The organism is Thermoleptolyngbya sp. C42_A2020_037 (genome assembly GCF_015272455.1).
In the GTDB taxonomy this organism is placed as follows: Bacteria; Cyanobacteriota; Cyanobacteriia; order Elainellales; family Elainellaceae; genus Thermoleptolyngbya.
In genome coordinates, this window is sequence record NZ_JACYLP010000025.1 from 51,669 (window position 1) to 76,142 (window position 24,474).

Here is a 24,474-nt window from a genome sequence, read left to right on the forward strand (position 1 = left end):
AGCCGTGCAGGTTCTATCCCTCTCGTGTCAGTAGATAAGTATTATTAGCCCTGCCCCACATCAATCAAGATTTTGAACGTGTCGGGTGTGGGCGACACAGCGCGATCGACCGCAGCGGCGAGGTCACTCAGCGGAAAGCGATCGCTCACCAGGGCATCCACATCAATGCGCTTGTTGAACACAATATCGGCGGCGAGGCTCTGCACCTTATAAGACGAGCTGTAGCTGCCCATCAGGTCAATCTCGCGGCGATAGAGCACGTTGGGATTAATGGGAATCTCTACCTCGTCGGGAAATTCCGCAAAGAAGAGAATCTTGCCGCCCTTGCGGGTGCAATCCAGCGCTTGAAAAAACGCCTTGTCGCTGGGAACCGCCAGCAGCGTCGTGTCTACGCCCATGCCCTGGGTCAGCGCGTGAATTTTGGCGGGCAGGTCTGGGTCACGCGGATCGAAGGCGGCCTCGGCCCCAAGCTGGCGGGCTTTTTCCAGGCGAGACGGGATCAGGTCAGTGGCGATCGCCCTTGCGCCAAAATACTTCACCAGCATCACAAACATCAGCCCAATTGGCCCCGCTCCCGTCACCAGCACCGTCTGTCCGGGCTGCACCTGCGCTTTTTTCACCGCCTTCAGGCAGCAGTTGGTCGGCTCCACAAAGCTGGCCTGCTCAAAGGTCACATCGTCGGGAATTTCGATCAAGCCGCCGTGCTGCACAATATGCCCCGGCACCTTCACGTATTCGGCAAAGCCGCCGCCGCTAGGCGCGAAGCCCGCCGTGGTGCTGATGGTTTTGTAGACCTCGCACATGGAGTAATTTTCATTCAGGCAATAGCCGCAGTGCATACAGGGAATATGGTGCAGCACCACGACCCGCTGACCTGGCTGCCAGCCCCGCACCTCAGCCCCCACCGCCGCAATCACGCCCGCCGTTTCGTGCCCAAAGATGCGCGGCGGCTCATATAGCGGATAGCGAATCTTTTTGATATCCGACTGGCACAAGCCCACTACCTGCACCTGCACCAGCACCTCGTCTGCCGCTAGCTCCGGCACGGGCACGTCTTCATAGCTCAGTTGGTTGACCCCGCGAAATACCTGCGCCTTCATGGAAAATCCCTTTCACTCAACAAGATTAGGATACGGTGTGGCGCGGTCATCCTTGGGCTGCGGACAGTATAAAGCGGGCAAAAATTGTTACAAGGTGACTCTCTCCCAGCCCTCAGCGAGAGGAGAACTGAGCCGCTCAGGGGACTGGGGAAAGCAGGACTAGAGGGCGATCGCCCCTCTAGGCAGCCGACAGCCCGTAGGCAGACATCCGCATGATGTCGCGAGTGGTGAAACCGATGTTGCTCAGCGCTTCGCCGTAGCTAATCATGAAATCTTCTACCAGGGCTTCTTTTTCCATGCCCAGTTCCTTGGCATCGTTTTCCACTTGGTTCAGCATCCGCCATACCAACGGCAGGTTTTGCTTGTTGGCTTCCTCTAGCTCTGCCTTGGATGCTTCAAAGTTCGCCTTCAGCCATTCTTCGCCAAAGTTCAGGTGCAGATACTCATCCTTTACCACGCCTTCGGTGATCTTGCGGGCAAAGTCGTCTGCCACCGGAATATAGATGTTGTACGCAGAAATCGCAAAGCACTCGATAATCAGCGACTGAATCAGCAGGCAGGTCACGATTTTGCCCTGAGCTGCGGCCTCTTGAAAGTTGCGGTGCAGGTCGGCAAAAAATTCCTTGGCAAAGGCCATGTCTGGCTCAACGGACAGGTTCCGCCCACAGGCCTGAAAGCCCTTCTTGTGGCGGCTTTCCATCTTCGACAGGCCGATCAACTGGTCTTTGTGATCGGGCATCAACTCTGCAAGGCGCTGGTAGTTGTCGAAGGCTTCCTCTTCGCCCTCAATCACAATGGCGTTGATGCGGCTGTAGGCATCTTTGTAGACGGCACTCTGATAGTCGAGTTCTGGGGTAAGCTCAAGCTGCGGCATAGTAGGGTCGGTCTCCTGACTGAGGGTCGAAACGGTGGAAAACAAGCTCCTGTAGGTCTGCTCGGGCAGCGCTCAGGTTGGCGGTGTCCAGAACATTCAGACGAGAGCGAGTGGGCAATGGCGGCAAATCGAGCCGTGACGTTAAGCATTGCGGGGTCAGTCTGTCTGCTGGCGTGGTTTGGAGGAAAGTCTCAAACTTGCAGCAGCTTTGGGAAGAAACCAGTGTAAAGAAATCAGTACCCTAGTTTGCTTAACTTAAAATATGCCCAAACTCTACTCTACTGGGTTTCGGCATGGAATGGTTAAACTAGAGTCCCCTTGTAGCTGATATCCTGTTCAACGACATCATAGATCTATATCTATGCCCAAGCCTAAACCGTTGATCCATACTGTATCGCACAAGATTTCGCTGCTGGCTCCTTCTCTAGAATTACCTTATGCTCTCTAGTCGGTTTCCCGGCCTGTCGTTGAATCTGTGGCGCTGGCTCAACGGGCTGCTGCTGGGCCTGGGAGCGGGGCTGGTGCTGCTGCCACTGGGCGTAGTGCTGTGGACTTCGTTTCAGGCGGGAGATGGGGCGGGGCTGACGCTCGACCACTATCGCCAAGTATGGGCGCGGGGGCACTTTTTGGGGGCGATCGCCAATTCTACACTCGTCGCCCTGGCCGTCACCGCCCTGCAAATCCTCCTCTCGGCGCTGGCGGGCTATGCGCTGGCCCGGTTTCGCTTTTGGGGGCGGCAGGCGGTGCTGGCGCTGGTGCTGGCAACGTTGGTAATTCCATTTCAGCTTTTGGTGATTCCAATTTTTCTAGTGCTAAAGGCGGGGCACCTGATCAACACCTATGGGGCGCTGATCTTGCCGACGGCGGTCAATGGCTTCGGCATTTTCCTGATGCGGCAGTTTTTTCAGACTATCCCCATCGAGCTAGAGGAAGCTGCTACGCTGGACGGCGCAACCCGTTTGCAAGTGCTGTGGCGGGTGGTGCTGCCGCTGGCGCGTCCGGCGCTGGTGACGCTGTTTCTGTTCACCTTCATCGGCGAGTGGAATGATTTGTTTAAGCCGCTGGTATTCACGACGCGCCCAGAGTTGCGAACCGTGCAACTGGCGCTGGCAGAGTTTCAGGAGCAGTTCACGAATAGCTGGTCGCTGCTGATGGCGGCGGTGGTGCTGGTGACGGTGCCCGTGGTGGCGCTGTTTGCGCTGGGGCAGCGCCAATTGATTGGCGGCATTGCGACGACGGGGCTGAAGAATTAGGCACATGCTTGGAACACAACTGCCTGCAAAATGCACGGTTCCTAGCTTTGCGACAGGCGCTTGACCGCTGCGCCACCCAGCAGTTCGTGAGTCTCGGCGAGCAGGCGGGGAATCTGGTCGGCGTGGGGGCTATGGCACAGGCAGTCGCGCAGGTCGAGGGATTGAATCTGATCAGCTTTGTTGCCCGGAAACCAGTGGCTAGCCCCGCCCAGCATGTTGTAGCGGGTTTTGGCAAATTCGGTCAGTCCAAAGGCGATCGCCAAGTTTCGCAGCCACAGGATCGAGCGAATATTCACCTGGTTGGGCACGTCTCGATAGTTCGGCAGGCCCACGTCCCAGGTTTTGTACCAGTCTTCGCCCAGCGCGGCGATCGCTGCCTGCTCAAGCTGGTGCAGAATAGGCGGCAGCACTTCATCAGCCCGATCGAGATAGGCTAACGTTTTCAAATGCTCATCAAAGTCGCTGGGGCGGGCTGCGCCAATGCTGAGGGTATGCACCTGCGGATGGCTGAGGCAAAAAAGATTGTTGAACACGATGGGACTCAGCGGTTGGCAAAGTTCTACCAATCGCGGCGGCGGGTTATAGAGCATTCCGCCCTTGTCGGACGGGCTGATGATGAACACGCCCATGTCGTGGCGCTGGGCGGCTTCGATGGCGGGCCAGTTGACCTGGTTGATGTAGTACCAGTGCAGGTTGACGTAATCGAACTGGTCGGAGGCGATCGCCCGCACAATCACCTCCGTCGGCCCGTGGGTCGAAAAGCCCACAAACCGCACGCGCCCCCGCGCCTGAAACCGTCGCGCCACGTCCAGACAGCCGCCCGGCCGCAGGCTATAGTCCAGCAGTTCTGGTGTGTTGATGCCGTGCAGCCCCAGCAGATCGACGTATTCCAGGTTGAGATAAGCGAGCGATCGCTCCAGGTTTTGCTCAAAGTCTCGCGGGTCTGCCGTGGGCGATACTTTGGTCTGCACAATGATCTGGTCGCGCGGCAGTTTCGGCAACATCTGACCCAACTGCATCTCTGAGGTGCCGTAGCCCCGCGCTGTTTCAATGTGGTTAATGCCGACTTCGAGCGATCGCCGAATCGTGGCTTCTAAATTTTCCTGATTATCGGACGGAATCTGATCCAGTGGCGTATCCTGCCACTTGTGCTGATAGCGCATCCCACCACAAGAAAAAACGGGCATTGCTAGCCCAGTCCGTCCAAACCGTCGATAGAGCATAGGATTTTGAGAAGGGGTCTTGAGCAAAAAGGCAACCCCTTCAAAAGTAGCAACAATAGGAGTATCGTCAACTTAGTAAGTTAACAAACGGCAGGCATGATGACTAACCAGTGGGATTCTCTGGCGAAGAAGGGAGCCAAGGATTTGGCAATCAGAACTCAATACTTGTTTTATTAAGATCGTATTCAAGATCCGATTCGAGATAGTATTTAGGTTCTCATACGGGAATACTGGGTTCTTCCTGGACGTTGGTGTCAACTAGAAGTCAACTGGGCGTCAACCCGCATTGATGCCGCATTGATGCCGCTGTGATGCCACGGTTGATACCACCTGATAATCGATACCACCCGATATTGGTACTGCTGATGGGTACCAACCCTCTTTTCTTTTTACGCGACCGAATTCATAGCCCCTAAATTAATCCCTTATTGCTTCGGAGAAAACTGTATGGATATCAACGATTTAGATGACCTGGAGTCATCCGTCAAAGATTTATTATCCCTGGCAAAGATAGAACTAGAAGAAAAACGATTACAGCAGCAGCGGGATGAACAAATTCAGCAAAAAGTTGTCGAAATTCGCCAGAGACTAGAACCGCTACTCCAGGAAACGGAGCGAATGCTCGCTAAGTTTGAGCCGGGTGATTTTTCAGACAGCGTGACCCGTACCAAACTGGAAGAAAAAGTTGCCGACCTGCGCCAAAAAATTGCCGATGCGCCAGAACTGGCGGCACAAATGGTCGATCGCCAGATGATTTTGAACGAGGAGCGGCTGATTGATGAGCGCGTCGCAGAACAGGCAGCCCGCTGGCGACAGGCCCTCAAAGATGACCTGCTGGAAATGATCGCAGAGCAGGAAGATTTTTATAATGCAACCGATGCGGCGATCGCCATTCGAGGCTATGTGCATGACCTGAAAGCGATCGGCGCGCTGGAAGAGGTGGTCGATAAGCTCATCGAGCAAATTAACGCCTACAGCGAGGAAGGGCCCGTCGCTCGCCTGCGGGGTAGCCACGAGCAGACCCTCACGTTTATCTACAACAAAGCACTAGAAAACCGCTCTCGCGTCGAGCGTGCGCCCAACGTCCAGCCCCGTGTTCGCCATCGCACCTCCGAAAAGCGCCCCAACCCCTATGCCCAGCTTGAGGGCAAAGTTGTCATTTTCGGCGGGCATGACCGATTAGAAACCGCCGTGCGAAACCGTTTGAGGGAATCAAAAGTCGAGTTAGTCTGGTGTACGGCGCAGGCGGGCCCCCAGATTGCCGAACAGGCCGAAAGCCACGTTGCCAGCGCCGATCTGGTTCTTGTGATGACAGGCTACACGAGCCACAAACTCACCGATAAGGCCATGCAGGCCGCTCAGCGGGCAGGCAAGTCTCCTGAAATGATCAACACCACAGGCGTGATTCGCATTTTGGAGGCAATCGAATACGGGCTGAAATCTCAGCTTTTTGCTCGCCACGTCAATCACTTCTCAAAACCCGCTTAGCGTTTGATTTTCCTTCGCCCATCGGAGCAGCTATAGCTCCCGCACTATAGCTCCCGGACAGTGGGCTGTCCCTCTTTGACTTCGCCCACCAGCACCACATCCGCTAGCCCTACAAACAGGCCGTTGTCCAAAACACCGGGGATATTGTTTAGCGTCTTCTCAAACTCGGCCGGATTAGGAATGCTGCCAAAGGTCACGTCTAGAATCATGTTGCCCTGATCCGTGATCACCGGGCCGTCCTTCTTGACACCCATCCGCAGTTCGGGTTTGCCGCCCAGCGCCTCCAGCGCCCGCGTCACCGGGGCCACCGCCACAGGCAGCACCTCGACGGGCAGCGGAAACGTAGACCCCAGCGTCTCTACCAGTTTGGTACTGTCTACGACAACGATGAACAAGTCCGCCAGAGAGTCCACAATTTTCTCGCGGGTGTGGGCTGCGCCGCCGCCTTTGATCAGCACCTTATTGGGATCGACCTCATCGGCTCCGTCAATGGCGATGTCGATCTTTTCCACATCGTCCAGCGTTACCAGGGGGATGCCGTATTTCTTAGCCAACACCGATGCCTGAAACGAGGTCGGAATGCCTTTAATGTCTTTCAGGTCGCCCGATTTGAGGCGATCGCCCAGATGCTCAATTGCAAAAGCTGTCGTAGACCCCGTACCCAGCCCGACGATGGAGCCAGACTGCACGCGCTGCGCTGCCGCAATACCCACCTGCTGCTTCATCACCTTAACGGCATCTTCGCTCATAACGCCTCCCTCTACAACACACATCAACTCTACAGGCTACCACTTCGAGGCGCGATCCTTGAGCAATTCAGCCGACACGATGGATACAAAGGTTAGACTCCGCAGATTCAGGAATCAGTTAGCATGACCTAAACGGGGTGCTTGAAGCCGTAGGTTACCAGTTGCAGGCAGTTGCGCCCGTCGATGTAGCGGTCATAGGACACGCGATCGGTCAACCGTCGTAGCAAAAACCAGCCATAGCCCCCCGATTGCAGCGTGCCGGGTTGGGGTTCCTTGAGCCGATCGGGATTAAACGGGCGACCGTAGTCCCAAATGCGGATTTCGATCCAGTCTTCGTGCAGCGCCAGCGCAATCTCGATTGGTGTTTCTGGCGGCAACCCCCGGTGGGCATGGCGAACAGCGTTGGTGAAGCCTTCAGCCAGCGCTAAATTGAGGCGATCGCACTGATGGGCCAGCCAGGGATAGCGCCCTTCGTTTTGCAGGCAAAACTGTCGGAACCAGGTTTGGATTGGATTCAGAGCGGTTAGCTGGCTGGGCACCACCAATCGCTCTCGCTGCTGAATGACATCCACCACGATTAAAGATTCGGCGAAACGGCAAAGGATTGAGGCAGTCTGCGTCGAGCGCTCCGGTTCAAAGCCAGGACTATTTCACTTCACAACTTCACTTCACAACAAAGCGCCCGTACAGCAACCAGAAGAGAAAGACACACTCCCAGTAGATGCACGAGCGCCGAGTCAGCCGGAGCAAGTCGCTCCAATAAAGCTAGAAAAACATCCCTAGAACAAGCCCAGGGTCAGAGACTTGTCGATCGGGAAGGTTGCGCCGATGCCCAGCCACAGCGTCACCAGCGTTCCAAACAGGAAGACCGTCGTCGCGACCGGACGGCGGAAGGGGTTCTGGAACTTGTTCACGCTTTCGATAAAGGGAACCAGCATCAAGCCCAGGGGAATAGCACTTTGCAGCGCCACACCCAGCAGCTTGTTCGGCACAATCCGGAGAATCTGGAATGCGGGGTACAGATACCACTCCGGCAGGATTTCCAGGGGAGTCGCAAAGGGATCGGCGGGTTCACCCACCAGAGCGGGGTCTAGCACAGCCAGCGCCACTACGCAGCCAATGGTTCCCAGGATTACCACCGGGAAGATGTATAGCAGATCATTGGGCCAGGCGGGTTCACCATAGTAGTTGTGACCCATGCCTTTCTTAAGTTTCTCGCGCAATGCGGGATCGCTAAGATCCGGCTTCTTAATGGTTGCCATATGGTTCAGGTTTCTCCTAAGCAGCAAGGATCGAACAAAGGGGAAGACGGTTGGGTTTCCCAGCAGCTAACTGATTCCAGCAGTGTAAAGGATCGGCTGAAGCATTGAAAGGGCGATCGCCCTCTTCCAACTCAGCGACCCAATCACTGCAATTTACAAGGGGCCAGAGATGCCCTGCTTGCGGATCATCAGGAAGTGCAGCAGCATGAACACCGCAATCGACCAGGGCAGCACGAACGTGTGGAGGCTGTAGAAGCGAGTCAGGGTCGCCTGCCCCACGCTATCGCCACCGCGCATGAGTTCTACAATCTGGTCGCCGACGACGGGAATAGCACTGGGCACGCCAGACACGATCTTGACTGCCCAATAGCCGACCTGATCCCAAGGCAGCGAATAGCCTGTCACACCGAAGGAGACGGTGATGACTGCTAGAATCACGCCCGTCACCCAAGTCAGTTCGCGGGGCTTCTTGAAGCCGCCCGTCAGATAAACCCGGAAGACGTGCAAGATCATCATCAGCACCATCATGCTGGCAGACCAGCGATGGATCGAGCGGATGAGCCAGCCAAAGTTCACCTCGGTCATTAGATACTGAATCGAGGAGAACGCCTCAGTCACTGTGGGTTTGTAATAAAAGGTCATTGCAAACCCGGTGGCGAACTGAATGATGAAACAGACTAGGGTGATGCCACCGAGACAGTAGAAGATATTGACGTGGGGAGGGACGTACTTGCTGCTGATGTCATCAGCAAGTGCCTGGATTTCCAGCCGCTCCTGAAACCACTGGTACGCTTTCGAGTCAGTTACCTGCTTTGTAAACATGAAGCAAGAATTCCAAAAAAGAGATGTATTGCCATTTCTAAAGAATGTAACATAGCTACTCATCAGATTTCACGCTGTAACCAAGATCCGGCACAGGTTTCATTCAACTTTTTGGGCGGCGCTGCAATTTTACAGAGAAGTCATAAAGACTGCGGGTTCTGCTACGATGGCTGGTTAACTCGAAGGGAGCAGGCTTGGGGCGATCGCCGCCAATCCTTTCAGAATGGGTACGCCTGGGATAGCCGCCAGTCTGAGTAGAACGTTAAGATATGTTTTATGAAGCAACATCGATTAAAACGCCTGGGGTTAGAGCGCCAGGGATTAAAGCGACTACTTGGGTTTGCGTTGGTTTGGCTCTTGACGGGGCTAATGGCGTTGCAGGTGAATACGCCGCTTGCTTATGCTTTCACTGAGGAGCAGAAGCTGCTGAATGAAGTTTGGCGGATTGTCGATCGCGCCTATGTAGACAGCACCTTTAACAATCAGAACTGGTGGCTGGTGCGCCAGAAGGTGCTGAAGCAGGCTCCGACCAACCGTGAAGATACCTACGCTGCGATTCAGCAAATGCTGGCAGGGCTGGACGACCCCTATACGCGCCTGCTGAAGCCGGATCAGTATCGCAGTCTGCAAACCAATACGTCTGGCGAACTGAGCGGCGTAGGGCTGCAAATTGCCCAAGATCCCGACACGGGCGATCTGCGTGTGATTACGCCGATTGAGGGTTCTCCCGCAGACCGGGCTGGCCTGCAACCGCGCGATCGCATCTTGAAAATCGATGGCGAGGTCACTGCGAACCTAACCCTGGACGAAGCCGCCGAGCGGATGCGTGGACCAGCGGGAAGCCGTGTGGTGCTGACGATTGGGCGCGATGAAAGCCCGAAAAGCTGGGAGGTGGAACTGGTGCGCGATCGCATCACCATTAACCCGGTCTACGCCGAACTGCGTCCCCAGCCCGACGGAACCAAGGTGGGCTACATTCGCCTCACCCAGTTCAGCGCCAACGCCGCAGAAGAGGTAGCCCATGCGATCGCCCGTCTAGAAAAGCAGGATGCCAACGCCTACATTTTGGACTTGCGGAACAATCCTGGCGGCTTGCTGCAAGCGGGCATCGACATTGCGCGGCTGTGGCTGCGCGACGGCACGATTGTTTACACGGTCAACCGCGACGGCATTCAGGACAGCTTTGAGGCCCTGTCAGAGCCGCTGACGGATGACCCGCTGATCGTGCTAGTGAACCAGGGCACGGCCAGCGCCAGCGAAATCTTGGCGGGCGCACTGCAAGACAACGGACGCGCCCAGTTGATTGGTGAAAAGACCTTTGGCAAAGGGCTGATTCAATCGCTGTTTGGGCTGTCGGACGGGTCGGGTCTGGCGGTGACCATCGCCCGCTACGAAACGCCTAGCCACAGAGATATCAATCGCCTTGGCATCGAACCCGATCGCTCGGTTTCCCTCAACATTACTAGCCGCGAACAGGTCGCCACAGAAGCCGATGAGCAATATCAGGCGGCGATCGAAGCGCTGACGCAGCAGATGGTCGTGGCTGGAGCGGCGGGGTGACGGGGAAAATGGCGTGTTGGGAAGAATGATGATGGTGAGATCAGGGATTCGACCATGCAGGATCTCTTCATCTTTCTCCAACCCTAGCTCCATACCCCCATTCCTAAATGCCCGGACGCACTTATCACGACCCGCTGCATGGGGCGATCGCCCTCGATCGCGCTGATCCGACTGAGGCATTGTTGATTGACCTGATCGATACGCCTGCGTTTCAACGATTGCGGCGGATTCGCCAGCTTGGCCCCGCCAGCCTGACGTTCCACGGGGCCGAGTCGTCGCGGTTTACCCACTCGCTGGGCGTGATGGCGATCGCCCGTCGTGCCTTTGACCGTCTGGCAACCCGTCATGCAGAACTCCAGCCCCACCGCGCAGCGGTTCTCTGTGCGGCGCTGCTGCATGACATTGGGCATGGCCCCTTCAGCCACACCTGCGAAGAGATTTTTGGTAGCCACCACGAACACTGGACGCGGCGCATCTTGGATGAGTCCGAACCCGTGCGATCGCGGCTGGATGAACACGACCCCGCATTATTGCCCCAACTCTCGCAGATTTATCTGAAAACACACCCGCTCCCTGTGGTGTGGCAACTCGTGACCAGCCAGCTAGACTGCGATCGCCTGGATTACCTGATGCGCGACAGCTACTTCACGGGCGCATCCTACGGACGGCTCGATCTGGATCGGATTGTCATGGCGATGGGCTACGATCCCACGACTCAACAGTTGGTAGTGGCGAAAAAAGGGATGGCGGCGATCGAGCATTATCTGATTGTCCGCTACTTTATGTATGCCCAGATTTATAACCATCCCAAAAACATCGCGGCGACCTGGGTCTTGCAGCAGGCGTTTCGGCGGGCGCGGGAACTGCTGGCACTGGGCAAGCTATCCGCCGACGACACAGTGACGGCGTGGCTACAAGGCGACTGCAACGATCTGCCCCTGGCGCAATATCTCCAGGCAGACGACGGCGTGTTTGTGTATCACCTGCAACGCTGGCAGCAGCACGACGACCCAGTGCTGGCGGATCTCTGCCGCCGATTTGTGGATCGAGATTTATTCAAAGCAACTGATATTAGCCCGCTTTCCCCAGAGTCCCACCCAGAGGTTCTAGAGCAAGTGAGGCGATCGCTCTCCCATCGGGGCCTCGCCGCCGACTATTACTGTGGCATTCGGGTGGCACTGAGCCGGGGTTATACACTCTATCAGCGCGGCATCAAGCTGCAAACCGAAAACGGACTGCAAGAGCTAAGCGAACTCTCCCCGCTGGTGAAAACGCTGACCCAGCCGCTCCAGCGAAGCTGGCTGATTCATCCACGAGAGATTGATCCGGCGACTGGGTGGCGATGAGGCTGCCAGCCTGAACCGCTCGTTGATTCTGAACAGGCAATCGCGTGTGGACATTCCCTCGTGCCAGTTTTTTCCCTGCCACCTGGTTTATAAACTCTTGTGAATTTTAAGGGTATGATCGGCGGGATCACTGGCACAAAGGTTGCACCGGGAGGCGAGGGCCCTGTTAGGAGTCAAGTTTGGCGTGAAGGTGCGCGGCTATGGGCGAGAAACGCTGGCAGTGGCGCAGCGAATTTTGCGGGAACTGGTGCGTCGGGGGCGATCGCTCCTGTTTTGGACGCTGTTTCCAGTTACAATTTTGCTGCTCAACGCCTACCTGCTGACCGAATCTGGCAATCTCTCTGAAGCAGAAGCCTTTGAGCGCTGTGTGCCTGCGTCGCTGGTGGGCGCGGCCCTGTTCTTTAGCTGTTTGGGTGGCAGTGTGTCCACGGTGGTCGCAGAGCGCGAGCAGCAGACCCTCAAGCGGCTGTTTATCTCGCCCCTCAGCGGCACATCTTATTTTCTCGGCATTTTTCTGGCGCACACCTACATTGGGCTGGGACAAGCGCTGCTGATTTATGCCACTGCCAGCATCATGGGCGCAACGTTTGAGGGGTCGCCGCCGCTGAAGCTGCTGGTGATTTTGCTCAGCATTGCCAGCTACGTTGGCGTGGGCTTTATTCTGGGGACGCAGTTTGCCCGCCGCACGGAAGACGTAAATGCGCTGGTGGCGACCTTTGGCGTGCCGCTGCTAATTTTAGGCGGCGCGTTTGTGCCGACGCAGTTTTTCCCGGACACGCTGCTGAATCTGGCAGCGTTCAACCCAGTGTTTCACATGATTGAGGCGCTGGCCGGCGTGTCCGTAGCGGATGGGGAACGAGCTGAGGTGGGGCTACATCTGCGATTTCTGGCTGGCTTTGCGGCTGCTGTGGTTGCCGGGGGCTGGTTGGCCTATCGCCGCATGGTGCGGGTCGAGAGGAGGCTGTAGCCCAGTGCTGCATCTAGAAACGCTGACCAAAACCTACGGCAATCGCCCCGTTTTGCAAAATCTAACGCTGGACGTTCGTCCCGGCGAGGTGTATGGCCTGCTGGGGCCCAACGGTGCGGGCAAAACCACCACTATCAACCTGATTTGCAACCTGCTGCAACCCGACAGCGGCCGCATTACTATTGACGGCATTCCTGTCTCGGATGCCACCAAGCGGCTGATCGGCATCGTGCCTCAGGAAAACCTGCTGTATCGATCGCTCACCTGTGCTGAAAATCTAGACTTTTTTGCGCGAATTTATGCCGTTCCTAGGGAAAAGCGGGATTTCCGGATTGCCACCTGTCTGGCGGCAGTGAACCTACTCGATCGCGCTAACTCCCCTGTAGAAACCCTCAGCGGCGGGATGCAGCGGCGGCTGAGTCTGGCGATCGCCCTGGTGCATCAGCCCAGACTCGTGATTTTGGATGAACCCACCACCGGCCTCGACATCGAAGCCCGCTATGAACTGTGGGAACTGATCCGTCGTCTGCGCGACCAGGGCATTGCCACCCTGCTGACCACCCACCTGCTGGAAGAGGCCGAACGCCTCTGCCACCGCATTGGCATTCTCAAAGGCGGCCGCCTTTTGGCAGAGGGAACCCTGGCAGAACTGCGGCGCTACGTACCCGCCCAGGAGGTGGTGCTAGTGCAAACGACAGAGGAAGAGAGGGCGATCGCCCGCGCCCAGCAACTCGGCTTTCCCTGCCGCCGCTACGGCAACGACCTCACCTTCTGGCTGCCCGCCTACCTAGACATGCAGGACATCATCGCCTGCTTTGAAGGCATTTCCCTCGATTCGGTCTGTCGGCAACCCGTGGGGCTATCGCACATTTACATGGAAGTGACCCAGCTTGGCGCAGCGCCTCTGAACTGAAGAAGGAAGAAGGAAGAACGAAAAAGGAAGAACGAAAAAGGAAGAACGAAAAAGGAAGAACGAAGAACGAAAAAGGAAGAACGAAAACCTGCTCTTCTCTCTTCGTTTTTCTCTCTTCTCTCTTCTCTCTTCGTTTTTCTCTCTTCTCTCTTCTCTCTTCTACCACCTCCTTACCTCACCGCCTGCTTCTGGTTGGCAATCAGCGTGTGGGCGATCGCAAAGTCTTCCTGCGTAATGTGTAGTGCACTCGGATCAGGGTTTCCGGCTGCTCGGTGGCGGCGAATGGCTTGCAGGGCGGCTTGGTTACTCAGCAGCGCTAGGTCTGCGCCGTTCCAGCCGTCCGTTTGGGCGGCCCAGTGGGATAGATCGACGTGAAACAGGGGGCGATCGCCGTTATGTACTGTCAGGATTTCCAAACGGCTGGCGGCATTCGGTAGGTCAATCTTGAGCTGGAGATCCAGCCGTCCAGACCGCATCAGCGCTGGGTCGAGGGCATCGGGTCGATTCGTCGCTGCCACCAGCAGGACGTTGGTGCAGCCCTGCAAGCCGTCGAGTTCGGTCAAGAGCTGACCCACGACGCGATCGCCCACGCCCGAATCGCCCTGGAAACTGCCCCGCACCGGAGCCAGCGTGTCGATCTCGTCGATAAACACCACGCAGGGAGCCGCCTGCCGTGCCTTGGCAAACAGTTCCCGGACGGCTTGCTCGGCCGCGCCGACCCACTTGCTCAGAAGTTCGGGGCCGTTCACCGCAATGAAATTGGCCCGGGCCTGGGTGGCGATCGCCTTTGCCAGCAGGGTTTTCCCTGTCCCCGGCGGGCCCCACAGCAGGATGCCCCTCGGAGCCGTCGCCCCCGTGCGCCGATACAGATCGGGATAGAGCAGTGCGCCTTCGACCGATTCTTGCAGGGTTTGCTTGACGCTCTCCAGCCCGCCGATGTCGTCCCAGCGCACGTCTGGCGACTCTACCTCCACCGACCGCAGCACCGAGGGACGAATCTCCTGGGCCGCCTGCAAAAAGTCTGCCTGGGTAATATGCAAATCGGCGGGAACTGGGGCACTGAGGCTGGGCACTTGCCGCCGCAGGGCCAGATAGGCAGCCTTCTGGCACAGTGCCTTCAGGTCTGCCCCCACCATGCCCACCGAAAGATCGGCGATCGCCCCCAAGTCCACGTTTTGCAAGGGCATGGCGCGGGTCTGGATCTGTAAAATCTCCAGCCGTCCATCGCGGTCGGGCACGCGAAACTGCACTTCTCGGTCAAATCGGCCGGGTCGCCGCAGGGCCGGGTCGAGGTGATCGGGTCGATTCGTCGCCGCCAGCACGATGACTCCCTGCGACTTGGCAAAGCCGTCCATCAGGCTCAACAACTGCGCCACCAGCCGCTTTTCCACCTCGCCTTCCACTTTGGCCCGGTCGGGCGCGAGGCTGTCGATTTCGTCGATAAACACAATGCAAGGCGCGGACTTTGCCGCTTTCTCAAATACGCCCCGCAGCCGCGCCTCTGCCTCGCCGTAGTATTTCCCGATCACCTCCGGTCCGACTAGGGCGATATAGCTCACCCCCAGTTCCTCCGCCAGCGCCCGCGCCGTCAGGGTTTTACCTGTGCCCGGTGGCCCCACCAGCAGCAAGCCCCGCGTCGGCTCCAGTCCTAGCTTTTGCAGCAGGTCAGGGCGCTTCAGCGGCAGTTCCACCTGCTCGCGCAATTCCCGCAGCACCTCGCCTAGCCCGCCCAGGTCTTGCAGCGATGCGGTTGGCGCTTCTCCCGGTGCTTCCACGGGCGGCGTGTCGGGGGCAGCATCGGATGCGGCATTGGGTGCGGCATTGGGGCGGACACGGCTGGTTCCAACTCCCGCTCCCCCGGTCGGACTGCCCGTGCGGGGAATGTTGCCCTGGCGCGGAATATTCCCCAGCGGACGGCTATGGATCTGCACGTCGGTCTTGAGTTCGCCGCTGGCGGCTTTTTCTTCGAGGGCTTTGGCCAGTTCCAGCAGTTGCTCAAATCCCTTAAACAGGTCGCTCATGGTTGCGATCGCCCCAATTTGGCAGATGGGTCACGTTTCTTCATTTAGTCATCCCAGCGGGTGGGGAACCCTAACGAGTAGGCGGCAGGTGTAATACAGCGTTACGTTCAGGGGTTGAGAAGTTCATGAGTTCATTCGATTCGTTTGATTCAGTGCGGTTGCTGATGGTCAGCGGCAAGGGTGGCGTGGGCAAGACAACGCTTTCCTGTGCGATCGCCCGCCGCTGGGGGCAAAAATTTCCCCAGGAACGGGTGCTGCTGATATCGACCGACCCAGCCCATTCCCTGGGGGATGTGCTGCTGACGGAGGTGACAGACGAAGCGCGATCGCTCGCTGATTTGCCAAACGTCCAGACCCGCGCCCTGGATGCGGCAGCCCTGCTGGCAAAGTTTAAAGCCCGCTACGGGTCGGTGCTGGAGCTATTGGTGGAACGCGGCAGCTTTGTCGAAGGCGCAGACCTCAGCCCCGTGTGGGATCTCGGCTTTCCGGGGCTGGACGAACTCATGAGCTTGCTGGAGATTCAGCGCATCCTGGAAGACGGCGAGAGCGACCGAATTGTAGTAGACATGGCCCCCAGCGGGCACACGCTAAACCTGTTTGGGCTGATGGACTTTTTGGATCAGTTCCTGGCCGCCCTCAGCCTGTTTCAGGAAAAGCATCGAGTCATGCAGCAGACCTTCGCCGGGACGCACGCCGCCGACGCAGCCGATGAGTTTTTGGCAGAGATGCAAACGCGCCTATCCCACGGTCGCGCCCTGCTGCAAGATGCCACCCGCACTGCCTGCCTTGCTGTCGCCATCCCGGAACCGATGAGCTACCAGGAAACCCGACGGTTTCTGGAGTCCCTCGACACGCTCCACATTCCCATTGGCGGCATTGTTGTCAATCGCGTCTTGTCCGACAGCCAGCCCAGTGAGGGCGATTCGCGCAGCGATCCCTATGGGAATCGCCTCTGCGAACAGGCCGACCTCCTGGAAAAGTTCGCCGCCCTCTGCCCCGACCCTCCGCTGCTCATCCTGCCCCAGCAGCCCACCGAACCCGTCGGCCTCGAAGCCCTCGACAGGCTCCTGCCCCAACTCCTGCCCCATACCCTCGCGCCACTGCCCCCGGTTTCGCCACCCGTCGCGCCATCGACCCTTCACCCGATTCCGCCATCGCTTCCCGATTTTTTAGACCTCCACCGTCGTCTTCTGATCATCGGCGGCAAGGGTGGAGTCGGGAAGACAACCCTCTCAGGGGCGATCGCCCAGGGCATGGCCCAACGCCATCCCCAGCAGCGGGTGCGGGTCATCTCCATCGACCCGGCCCATTCCTTGGGCGATGCCTTTGGAACCGTTCTGGGGCATGATCCGACTGATCTTTTGCCCAACCTCAGCGCCCAGGAAATCGATGCAGACACCCTGCTGCATCAGTTCCGTGAAGACTACCTGTGGGAATTGGCGGAGATGATGAGCGGCGACACGGGCGACGACGCACTGCAAATCGCCTACGGGCCGCAGGCGTGGCGGCAGATTGTATCCCAGGCGCTCCCAGGGATTGACGAAATGCTGGCGCTGATCGCCGTGATTGACCTGCTAGAGGACGGCAGCCAGGATTTGGTGATTCTGGACACGGCTCCGACCGGGCACCTGCTGCGCTTTTTGGAAATGCCGATGGCGCTGAACGATTGGCTCGGCTGGATTTTTAAGCTCTGGCTGAAATATCAGGACGTGGTGGGGCGGGTGGATTTGATGAGCCGCCTGCGGACGCTGCGGCAGCGCGTGGTGAAGGCGCAAAAGCTGCTGAAAGATCCCAGCTTTACAGAATTTATCGGCGTGGCGCAAAACCAGTCGGCGATCCTGGCAGAAGCGGCCCGCCTGACGGATTCGCTCAGGGCGCTGGGCATTCAGCAGACCTATCTAGTGCATAACCGCTACGTGCCGGATCAGGAGATTCCCACGGCGCAGTTTCCGGGGCAAACCATTGTGCGGCTGGCCAGTCTGCCCAGGGGAATTCCGCCGCAGGAGCTAATTCAGCTTGCCGCTACGCTCCTCTTCGAGCCGTTGCCATCAATTAATTTGGGTTAGCTTGGATAATTTGGGGGCTGCGGCTAGCTACTCGCGACCCCCCGCAGCGCCAAGTCTGCACAAAAATGAGCCAGCATTGCCGCCTCTAGCCCAAGCTTCCAGTAAAGCGCCCCAAAGACGAGTCCCAGCAGCCCGTTTAGCAGCAGCGATCGCCCAATCACCACCCCCGTCAGCGGCCAGACTGCGGCGGCGGCGGGCAAATGCCCTAGCCCAAACAGCAGCGACGAGAGGGCGATCGCCATCCCGAATATCCAACTGGGTAGCGATGCGGGACGTGCTGCCAGCCGCCACAGTGTCCAGGCAATCAGGGTCATCAGCCCCAGCCGCAGCCACAGTTCTTCGGTGATTCCGCCGTAAATGCTGGCCAGTAGCCCTTTCCACAGATCCACCTGGGGCAGGGTGGCGGCAGAACCCGCCAGCGGGTCTGGCATCCACGGCTGAAACAGGATGTCCAGTCCCAGAATTGCCAGCCCGCCCAAACAGCCGAGGAGGGCAACGCCGAGCCAGCGATGACGGGGCACAGGGGGCGCGGGACTGCCCGTTAGCCAGGCGCGAGCCAGTGGTGAATCCAATTCTAGCGATCGCCCCAGCCGCAGCCCCAGCCAGCCCAACGGCCACAACACCAGGCCGGTTTGGATAGCCTGCCCCAGGGCGACGACCGACAGCGGCACCGCCAGATCCTTAGGCAGAGGGGCGATCGCCATCAGGTAGGGAAAAGCAGCCAGCGCCCCCAACGCGCCCAGGATGGCCCAAAATAGAGCAATTTTTGTGTTTGGCTTTGTCTTCCAGGTTCTTTGCATGTAAACTGCGCCCGACCGTGGGCATGAATTTTAGGTTTTGGGTCAGGTTTTTGGGCCAACGGCTGCAATGGCGGCTTCGAGGGCGATCGCCACATGGGTCCAGTGGGTTCCCCCCTGGCAAAAGACCGTGTACGGCTCCCGCAGCGGCCCATCGGCAGAAAATTCCGACGTGCTGCCGTCGATAAACGTGCCGCCTGCCATCACTAGCTCGCTCTCATAACCGGGCATTTCCGCAGGCACGGGACTGAGGTACGACCCAATGGGGGAATATTCCTGGATCGCCTTGCAAAAGGCAATGACCTTTTCGGGTGAGCCGAGGCGAATCGCCTGGATCACATCGCGGCGGGGCGCATTGGGCAGCGGATTCACTGGATAGCCCAACTGGTGAAACACATAGCTCGTCAGGTGGTTGCCCTTCATCGCCTCGCCCACCATCTGTGGCGCTAGGAATAGCCCCTGAAACAGCAGCCGATTTTGGTCAAAGGTGGTGCCGCCCTCACTGCCGATGCCGGGGGACGTGAGCCGACAGCAGGCTTTTTCTACCAAATCCGCCCGGCCGGCCACGTAGCCGCCTGCGGTGACGATCGTGCCGCCGGGATTTTTGATCAGCGACCCGGCGATCAGGTCTGCCCCGACGGTGGGCGGTTCGCAGTCTGCCACAAACTCGCCGTAGCAGTTGTCCACAAAGCAGACGGTATCAGGATTTTGCTGCTTAACCAAGTGGATAATCTTGGCGATGTCGTCAATCGACAAGCTTTGCCGCCAGGAATAGCCGCAGGAGCGCTGGATCAGCACCAGTTTGGTCTCCGGGCGAATTGCAGTGGCCAAATCTGGCCAGGCGATCGCCCCTTCTGGGGTCAACTCCAACTGCCGATAGGACACGCCAAAGTCCTTCAGCGACCCCTGCCCCTCGCCCCGCAATCCGATGACCTCCTCCAGCGTGTCGTAGGGTGCGCCCGCCACCGCCAGCAGTTCGTCCCCCGGCCGCAGCACCCCAAACAGCGCAGAGGCGATCGCGTGCGTCCCCGACACAAACTGCACCCGCACCGCCGCCGCCTCTGCCCCCATCACCTGGGCAAACACCCGATCCATCACCTGCCGTCCCAAATCGCCATGCCCATAGCCGCTGACGCTGGCAAAGTGATGAACCCCTACGCCGTGATGCCGAAAGGCATCTAGCACCCGCCGCAGGTTCGCTTTTACCTGGGCATCGATGCGGGCAAAGGTAGGCTGGAGGGCGTGTTCTGCTTGGACGATTAGACTGGCACTGAGCATGATTGAGAGAGCGTTGTGCGAACAGAGGAAAAATTACACGAATCTCCTATGATGCCATGCAAAATCAGGGTTCTGCATAGAAGCAGTGGTCTTCAAGCAAGGTTCAAGCAAGGTTCAAGTAAGGTTCAAACAGGGTTCAGACAGTTCGGACAGTATTTCGGACAGTATTCCAGCAGAGAGCCGTTCTGGAACAGCAAGGAGTCGGGAAAATGCGGGTCGTGTTGCAGCGGGTGTCGTCATCACAGGTTACGGTAGCGGGCAAAGTTGTAGGGCAGATTGGGCGCGGGCTGAATCTGCTGGTCGGCATCGCCAGTACAGACACCGAGGCGGAACTGGATTGGATGACGCGCAAGTGTTTGGAATTGCGGGTATTTTCCAATGGTGACGGCAAATTTGACCAGTCGGTGCTGGATGTTGGTGGAGACCTGCTGGTGATTAGCCAGTTCACCTTGTATGGCGACTGTCGCAAGGGGCGACGACCGTCGTTTGATCAGGCCGCGGCTCCCCCGCTCGCCGAGGCCCTGTATCACCAGTTTGTCGAAAAGCTTCGCCAGAGCGGGCTGCGCGTAGAGACGGGGCGATTTGGCGCGATGATGCAGGTGTCGATTGAGAACGATGGCCCGGTCACATTAATTCTGGAAAAATGATAATTCTGAAAAATGATATTGGAGCGGGCGTTGGAGAAACTAGCCACCAGTTTTAATCTGGACGCAATCTGGACGCAATCTGGACACACGCGAACCGCAGCCCGTCCCCTTCACAACGCACCCTCTAGATTCCGCATTTTGCTGCAAAAAACACCCTGTTAGGTGAGGGCTTTCCCGAATACCGAACAGTATTATGAAGCCAACCGTAAAGCGCTGGGCGGTGAGCAAGCCCGTCTGAGACGCTTTTGTCGGGGACTGAGCCATTGCTTCTGAAGTGCAATCAGAGTCGCAATGAAAGCAGCGCCATTAAAGCAGTGCCGTTAAAGCAGTGCAATTAGTGCAGTTAGTGCAATTAGTGCAGTTAAAGCGAAATTTCTAACAAGTGGCATGAGTTGGAGCAAGCGTTTGACAATGGAACCTGGCATCGTCTTACTAATTCAGCATGACCCAGAAACGTCGGTCAAAGCGTCGGATGCATTAGATGGAACGGGGTTCAAATTGTCGGTTTGTGAACCGGGCGAAGGGGCAATCGCCGAGGCTGCTCAAATCCAGCCCGCGCTGATTCTCTTGGATGCCGAATCTGAGGCGATCGCCCTGGAAACCTGCCGCCAACTTCAGTCCAATCCAAACACGAGCAGCATTCCTGTTCTGCTGCTGCTGCCGCCGACCAGCAATCCCGACCAGCTTTATCCTGGCGTGTCTGATGTCTTAGTGAAGCCGCTGTTCACCCAGATGTTGCAGTCTAGAATTCGCATTCTGATGTCGCTCCAGGCGTTGCAGCAGCAGGTACGCTCTCAAAACCAGCGCCTCCAGCAAGAAGTCCTTAGCCGTCAGTGTGCAGTTCAGACGCTGCGGGATGTGATGCATGCGATCGCCCATGATCTGCGAAATCCTGTCCTGGGGATGCAGATGGTGTTTGGGAACTTGCTCAAGGGGACGACCTGTCCCCAGAGTCCAGATGCGGACTTGGTTTCAGTCTCTCGTTCTGAGCTAGAACGCATGGCTCAGGGAGTCGATTGCTATCTCGGCCTGATCAACGCCATGCTGAGCGCCCACGCCGAACCAGATGCATACCTGGCGATTCAGCCCCAGTCTTTGCGTCTCGATGAGCTGGTGCAAGAGGTAATCAAGGATTTGGAGCCACTGCTCAAAAAGTCGCGAGCCACAGTCCTTTGCAAGATTGATCCGGAGTTGCCCCCCGTCAAGGGCGATCCCAAGCGACTGTGGGACGTGTTAGAAAACCTTCTGGTCAATGCCCTGAAGCACAATCCGCCAGGGATTCAGTTGACGGTGGAACTGCGTCAGGAAAACGATTCGGTTTGCTTTAGCGTGCAGGACAACGGCATCGGGATTCCTCAGGATCAATGCCAGCGGCTGTTTGGTCTGCATCAGCGGGGTTCAAATGCTCGACAGGGCTTGGGGCTGGGTCTATACCTCTGCCAGCGAATTCTCCAGGCCCACGGCAGCAAAATTCTAGTAGACAGCCGTCCCAAGGCGGGTGCAAAGTTTTGGTTCCTGCTGCCTCTGGAAAAAGAAGACGCGAAACTAGCGGCGATCGCCTGATTAGCCCGCGTGACCTACTGTCTGGATTAGGCAATGCTGCCGCGTTTGCGTGCCTCTTTGTAGGAGGTTCCAATATTTTTCAGCCCGGCGCGGATCATTTCCCGCTCAAGCAGCGCAAAAAACCGAGCGCGATCGCCCCCACGCACCACAGCTTGGTTGTGGGCTTCGGCGAGCGCTACGGGATAGCCATAGCCCTTCTGCACCTGGGCCAGCGTCAGGCTGAGGGCGCTGTTGAGCAAGGCGGCATCTTCTGCGACCCACTGCGGCAGGTCGATGCGGGCAATCTCTGCGCCCACGTTGACATAGCAAAAGTAAACATGGTGCGGGCCGTATAGCTCCAAAATGCGGGAGGAACTGCGCCACAAGGGGCTGCGCTCTCCGGGTTGCAGCAGCAGATTCCACAGCGCTGTATCGCGCAGCGGCGCAAACACCTGACAGGGCGCGTCCTCGGTCTTTCCCGGACAGTGAGTGAGGCAGTCGGGATGGGGATGGGGGCAGGTGTGTAGCCGTAGGAAATTCAGCGCTTCACTGCTGCGGGCAGCGCTGAGGTAGCCCACCAGCGGAATGCGGGCTGCTCGCAGCCGTTCCCACGCTTCCAGGATGGGCGGCAGCAGGCGATCGCGGGCTTCCGTTGGCAGCGGCTCCAAAAACCAGTGAATCAGCGACCCGTCTACCATAGCCAGCGCGGGCATCTCTGGAGCCTCAGCCTTCTCTCCTTCGCCCAGTTCTGCCAGCACCGCCGCCTCCGACACCGTGCGCCGCAGCCCCATCCATTCTTCAGTGCGGATGCCCCACTGGCGAGATACGTACAGGTCTTCAGGTCGGTAAAACACCTCCGGCTGGCTGTCCAGCAAGGGATAGCGGTTTTGCCCGTAGTGCAGCACCACGCGCCCGACGTTAATCAAATAGCAATAGGCGATCTCATGATGGCTGGGGGCAATTTGGGAGCCATCGGTCGCCAAAACGGTATGCAGCCGGGGGGCCGGGGCAATGGGGAGGCGCGTGTTTAGCGGCTCCACGGGACGAGCAGCAGAAAACCCTAGGCGATCGCCCCATTCCTGCTGGCGGGTGACCAATTCTGCCTGCTGCCCTTGCACGTCCTGCAATAGCGCTTCAGCCCGTTCTAGCCGCTGGCGGGCGGCGATTGACTCCGCAGTGAGATGCTGGCTAATGCCTTGCATCTGGCGGGCAAGCTTGGTCAAGTCGAGCATAAAAGGCCGCAGTGAGGTTCCCAATAATCCCCCAGTCTGCTCCAAATCCTACCTTAGGTCAGCAAAGCAATACAAGCGTTCTGATTAGAAATGCTCAGATTAACTGGCGGATTAACTGGCTGTTTTTTGCAGTTCGTCCAGTCTTGCCAGCACCTCGCGGCTGTGAACGGCCGGATTGACACCCAAAAACCGCTCCCGCAAAATGCCGTCCGGGTCTATCAAGTAGGTGTGCCGAAGCGACATAGTGCCCAACCAGGAACCGTAGGCCTTGCTCACCGCACCCGTCGTATCTGCTAACAGGGGAAACTTCAGCCCTTCAGAGTCACAAAATTCTCGGTGAGAATCCACATCGTCTACGCTGATGCCCAAAATCTGCGCGTTGCGAGCCTGATATTGCGGCAGGTCCCGCTGAAATCGCTGTGCCTCTAGCGTGCAGCCCGACGTAAAGTCCTTGGGGTAGAAATACACCACGACCCACTTACCGCGATAGTCTGCCAGAGAAACTGTGCCGTCGCCGACGTTGGTGGGCAAGGAAAACTCCGGAGCGGGTTGGTCAAGCGGGGGCTGCGGACCACCCAGCGCCAGCGCAGTCGGAACAGGCGACGCAAACCAAGTCCCCAAACCTAACAGCAGTCCCAACAGCAGGCACGTGACAGGACGAACGAGCGATCGCCCCTGCGGTAAAAGTTTCCAAAGCGCTCCAAAGAAAGCCATGACGCTCACCTGAGTAACGGCAAGGGGGGAGGGGGGGAGTAAACCTGGCAACTGTGAGTTCCGTAGCTCACTTTTCTTAGCATACCGTTACATTTCCCTGGCAGGCAGAAGATCGGGCAAGAAACCGCAAAACGCCCGACCCGCGCAATTTTTAGATAAGCTTGCTGCTTTGCTTATCGTGTGGCCGAGGTTGCACAGGCTGTAGCGAAAATTTGCAAATCGTCTGTTCTCAATCTAGGTCAATCTACAGCGTTTTTGAAGCTAGTGAGGCACACGGATGGTCAATAAGCCCTTGCCTCGTGAGGGCAGCATGTGCCTCACCCCGCAAGAAAATGCTGTAGCTAAGTCAATCGAGTCTCAAAACCATAAAGCCCCCCTGAGGTTCACTCCAGAGAGGCTTTAACTCGTTTACCAACCGTTAGCGGGATACCCCCAGGGGAATTCGAATCCCCGTCGCCTCCGTGAAAGGGAGGTGTCCTAGGCCTCTAGACGATGGGGGCGTGTCCCAGACCTAAACTAGACTAGCGAATGGAAGTTGCGAATGTCAACACCTTTTTCATAAATCCGGCATTAATCTGGAATCTGGCATTGACGTGCCATCCGGTTAATCTGGAAGCTCA

The 24,474-nt window shown here is 57.7% G+C and carries 21 protein-coding genes and 1 tRNA gene; 9 read left to right on the forward strand and 13 right to left on the reverse strand.

Annotated features, from left to right (window positions below; translation table 11 throughout):
* Window positions 1-44: 44 nt before the first annotated feature.
* Window positions 45-1,100 (reverse strand): zinc-dependent dehydrogenase, encoded by a 1,056-nt coding sequence (locus tag IGS16_RS07465; RefSeq protein ID WP_297084677.1) that lies wholly within the window; start codon window positions 1,098-1,100, stop codon window positions 45-47.
* Window positions 1,101-1,278: 178 nt separating this feature from the next.
* Complete coding sequence (locus tag IGS16_RS07470; protein ID WP_068511873.1) at window positions 1,279-1,974, reverse strand: aldehyde oxygenase (deformylating); 696 nt, start codon at window positions 1,972-1,974, stop codon at window positions 1,279-1,281.
* A gap of 437 nt (window positions 1,975-2,411) precedes the next feature.
* On the opposite strand from IGS16_RS07470, the gene IGS16_RS07475 reads away from it, so the two are divergent.
* Complete coding sequence (locus tag IGS16_RS07475; RefSeq protein ID WP_297084679.1) at window positions 2,412-3,227, forward strand: carbohydrate ABC transporter permease; 816 nt, start codon at window positions 2,412-2,414, stop codon at window positions 3,225-3,227.
* Between the two features lie 41 nt (window positions 3,228-3,268).
* Here the strand turns inward: IGS16_RS07475 and IGS16_RS07480 are convergent, their stop codons facing one another.
* Window positions 3,269-4,450: an aldo/keto reductase gene (locus IGS16_RS07480; protein WP_297084681.1), complete on the reverse strand. Its 1,182-nt coding sequence runs from the start codon at window positions 4,448-4,450 to the stop codon at window positions 3,269-3,271.
* Between the two features lie 447 nt (window positions 4,451-4,897).
* Between IGS16_RS07480 and IGS16_RS07485 the strand changes: the two genes are divergently transcribed.
* Window positions 4,898-5,938 carry a DUF2325 domain-containing protein gene (locus IGS16_RS07485; RefSeq protein WP_297084683.1) on the forward strand — a complete coding sequence of 347 codons (1,041 nt, stop codon included), beginning with the start codon at window positions 4,898-4,900 and terminating at the stop codon, window positions 5,936-5,938.
* Between the two features lie 44 nt (window positions 5,939-5,982).
* Here the strand turns inward: IGS16_RS07485 and rpiA are convergent, their stop codons facing one another.
* The 4 genes from rpiA to petB all read right to left on the reverse strand — a co-directional run bounded on the left by rpiA (window position 5,983) and on the right by petB (window position 8,771).
* Window positions 5,983-6,687: a ribose-5-phosphate isomerase RpiA gene (rpiA, locus tag IGS16_RS07490; RefSeq protein ID WP_297084684.1), complete on the reverse strand. Its 705-nt coding sequence runs from the start codon at window positions 6,685-6,687 to the stop codon at window positions 5,983-5,985.
* A 128-nt stretch (window positions 6,688-6,815) separates the two neighbouring features.
* Window positions 6,816-7,262 carry an anti-sigma regulatory factor gene (locus IGS16_RS07495; RefSeq protein ID WP_297084686.1) on the reverse strand — a complete coding sequence of 149 codons (447 nt, stop codon included), beginning with the start codon at window positions 7,260-7,262 and terminating at the stop codon, window positions 6,816-6,818.
* Window positions 7,263-7,466: 204 nt separating this feature from the next.
* Complete coding sequence (petD, locus tag IGS16_RS07500; RefSeq protein ID WP_068511887.1) at window positions 7,467-7,949, reverse strand: cytochrome b6-f complex subunit IV; 483 nt, start codon at window positions 7,947-7,949, stop codon at window positions 7,467-7,469.
* Window positions 7,950-8,102: 153 nt separating this feature from the next.
* The gene (petB, locus tag IGS16_RS07505) at window positions 8,103-8,771 is read right to left on the reverse strand and encodes a cytochrome b6 (RefSeq protein ID WP_068511890.1); all 669 of its coding nucleotides are present in this window, start codon (window positions 8,769-8,771) and stop codon (window positions 8,103-8,105) included.
* A gap of 276 nt (window positions 8,772-9,047) precedes the next feature.
* Here petB and ctpA point away from each other — a divergent pair, with 276 nt between their 5' ends.
* The 4 genes from ctpA (at window position 9,048) to IGS16_RS07525 (ending at window position 13,557) form a co-directional block, all read left to right on the forward strand.
* Window positions 9,048-10,331, forward strand: a complete 1,284-nt coding sequence (gene ctpA / locus IGS16_RS07510) for a carboxyl-terminal processing protease CtpA (protein ID WP_367185752.1) — start codon at window positions 9,048-9,050, stop codon at window positions 10,329-10,331.
* A 107-nt stretch (window positions 10,332-10,438) separates the two neighbouring features.
* Window positions 10,439-11,677 (forward strand): HD domain-containing protein, encoded by a 1,239-nt coding sequence (locus IGS16_RS07515; protein ID WP_297084690.1) that lies wholly within the window; start codon window positions 10,439-10,441, stop codon window positions 11,675-11,677.
* Between the two features lie 190 nt (window positions 11,678-11,867).
* The gene (locus tag IGS16_RS07520) at window positions 11,868-12,644 is read left to right on the forward strand and encodes an ABC transporter permease (protein ID WP_297084757.1); all 777 of its coding nucleotides are present in this window, start codon (window positions 11,868-11,870) and stop codon (window positions 12,642-12,644) included.
* Window positions 12,645-12,648: 4 nt separating this feature from the next.
* Window positions 12,649-13,557, forward strand: a complete 909-nt coding sequence (locus IGS16_RS07525; protein ID WP_297084691.1) for an ABC transporter ATP-binding protein — start codon at window positions 12,649-12,651, stop codon at window positions 13,555-13,557.
* Window positions 13,558-13,727: 170 nt separating this feature from the next.
* On the opposite strand, the gene IGS16_RS07530 is transcribed toward IGS16_RS07525, so the two are convergent.
* The gene (locus IGS16_RS07530; RefSeq protein WP_297084692.1) at window positions 13,728-15,578 is read right to left on the reverse strand and encodes an AAA family ATPase; all 1,851 of its coding nucleotides are present in this window, start codon (window positions 15,576-15,578) and stop codon (window positions 13,728-13,730) included.
* A 125-nt stretch (window positions 15,579-15,703) separates the two neighbouring features.
* Here IGS16_RS07530 and IGS16_RS07535 point away from each other — a divergent pair, with 125 nt between their 5' ends.
* Window positions 15,704-17,644: an ArsA family ATPase gene (locus IGS16_RS07535; protein WP_297084694.1), complete on the forward strand. Its 1,941-nt coding sequence runs from the start codon at window positions 15,704-15,706 to the stop codon at window positions 17,642-17,644.
* Window positions 17,645-17,667: 23 nt separating this feature from the next.
* Here the strand turns inward: IGS16_RS07535 and IGS16_RS07540 are convergent, their stop codons facing one another.
* Window positions 17,668-18,444 carry a CPBP family intramembrane glutamic endopeptidase gene (locus IGS16_RS07540; RefSeq protein WP_297084696.1) on the reverse strand — a complete coding sequence of 259 codons (777 nt, stop codon included), beginning with the start codon at window positions 18,442-18,444 and terminating at the stop codon, window positions 17,668-17,670.
* Window positions 18,445-18,486: 42 nt separating this feature from the next.
* On the reverse strand, window positions 18,487-19,719 hold the full coding sequence (locus tag IGS16_RS07545; RefSeq protein WP_297084698.1) for a methionine gamma-lyase family protein: 1,233 nt from the start codon (window positions 19,717-19,719) through the stop codon (window positions 18,487-18,489).
* Window positions 19,720-19,928: 209 nt separating this feature from the next.
* On the opposite strand from IGS16_RS07545, the gene dtd reads away from it, so the two are divergent.
* Complete coding sequence (dtd, locus tag IGS16_RS07550) at window positions 19,929-20,366, forward strand: D-aminoacyl-tRNA deacylase (RefSeq protein ID WP_297084699.1); 438 nt, start codon at window positions 19,929-19,931, stop codon at window positions 20,364-20,366.
* A gap of 411 nt (window positions 20,367-20,777) precedes the next feature.
* Entirely contained in the window at window positions 20,778-21,929 is a 1,152-nt protein-coding gene (locus IGS16_RS07555; RefSeq protein WP_297084759.1) for a hybrid sensor histidine kinase/response regulator, read from the forward strand.
* 26 nt (window positions 21,930-21,955) lie between these two features.
* Here the strand turns inward: IGS16_RS07555 and IGS16_RS07560 are convergent, their stop codons facing one another.
* The 3 genes from IGS16_RS07560 to IGS16_RS07570 form a co-directional block, all read right to left on the reverse strand.
* Entirely contained in the window at window positions 21,956-23,140 is a 1,185-nt protein-coding gene (locus IGS16_RS07560; RefSeq protein ID WP_297084701.1) for a DNA double-strand break repair nuclease NurA, read from the reverse strand.
* Window positions 23,141-23,251: 111 nt separating this feature from the next.
* On the reverse strand, window positions 23,252-23,854 hold the full coding sequence (locus IGS16_RS07565; protein WP_297084703.1) for a peroxiredoxin: 603 nt from the start codon (window positions 23,852-23,854) through the stop codon (window positions 23,252-23,254).
* Between the two features lie 427 nt (window positions 23,855-24,281).
* Window positions 24,282-24,354: transfer RNA gene (locus tag IGS16_RS07570), tRNA-Glu, on the reverse strand.
* Between the last annotated feature and the right edge of the window lie 120 nt (window positions 24,355-24,474).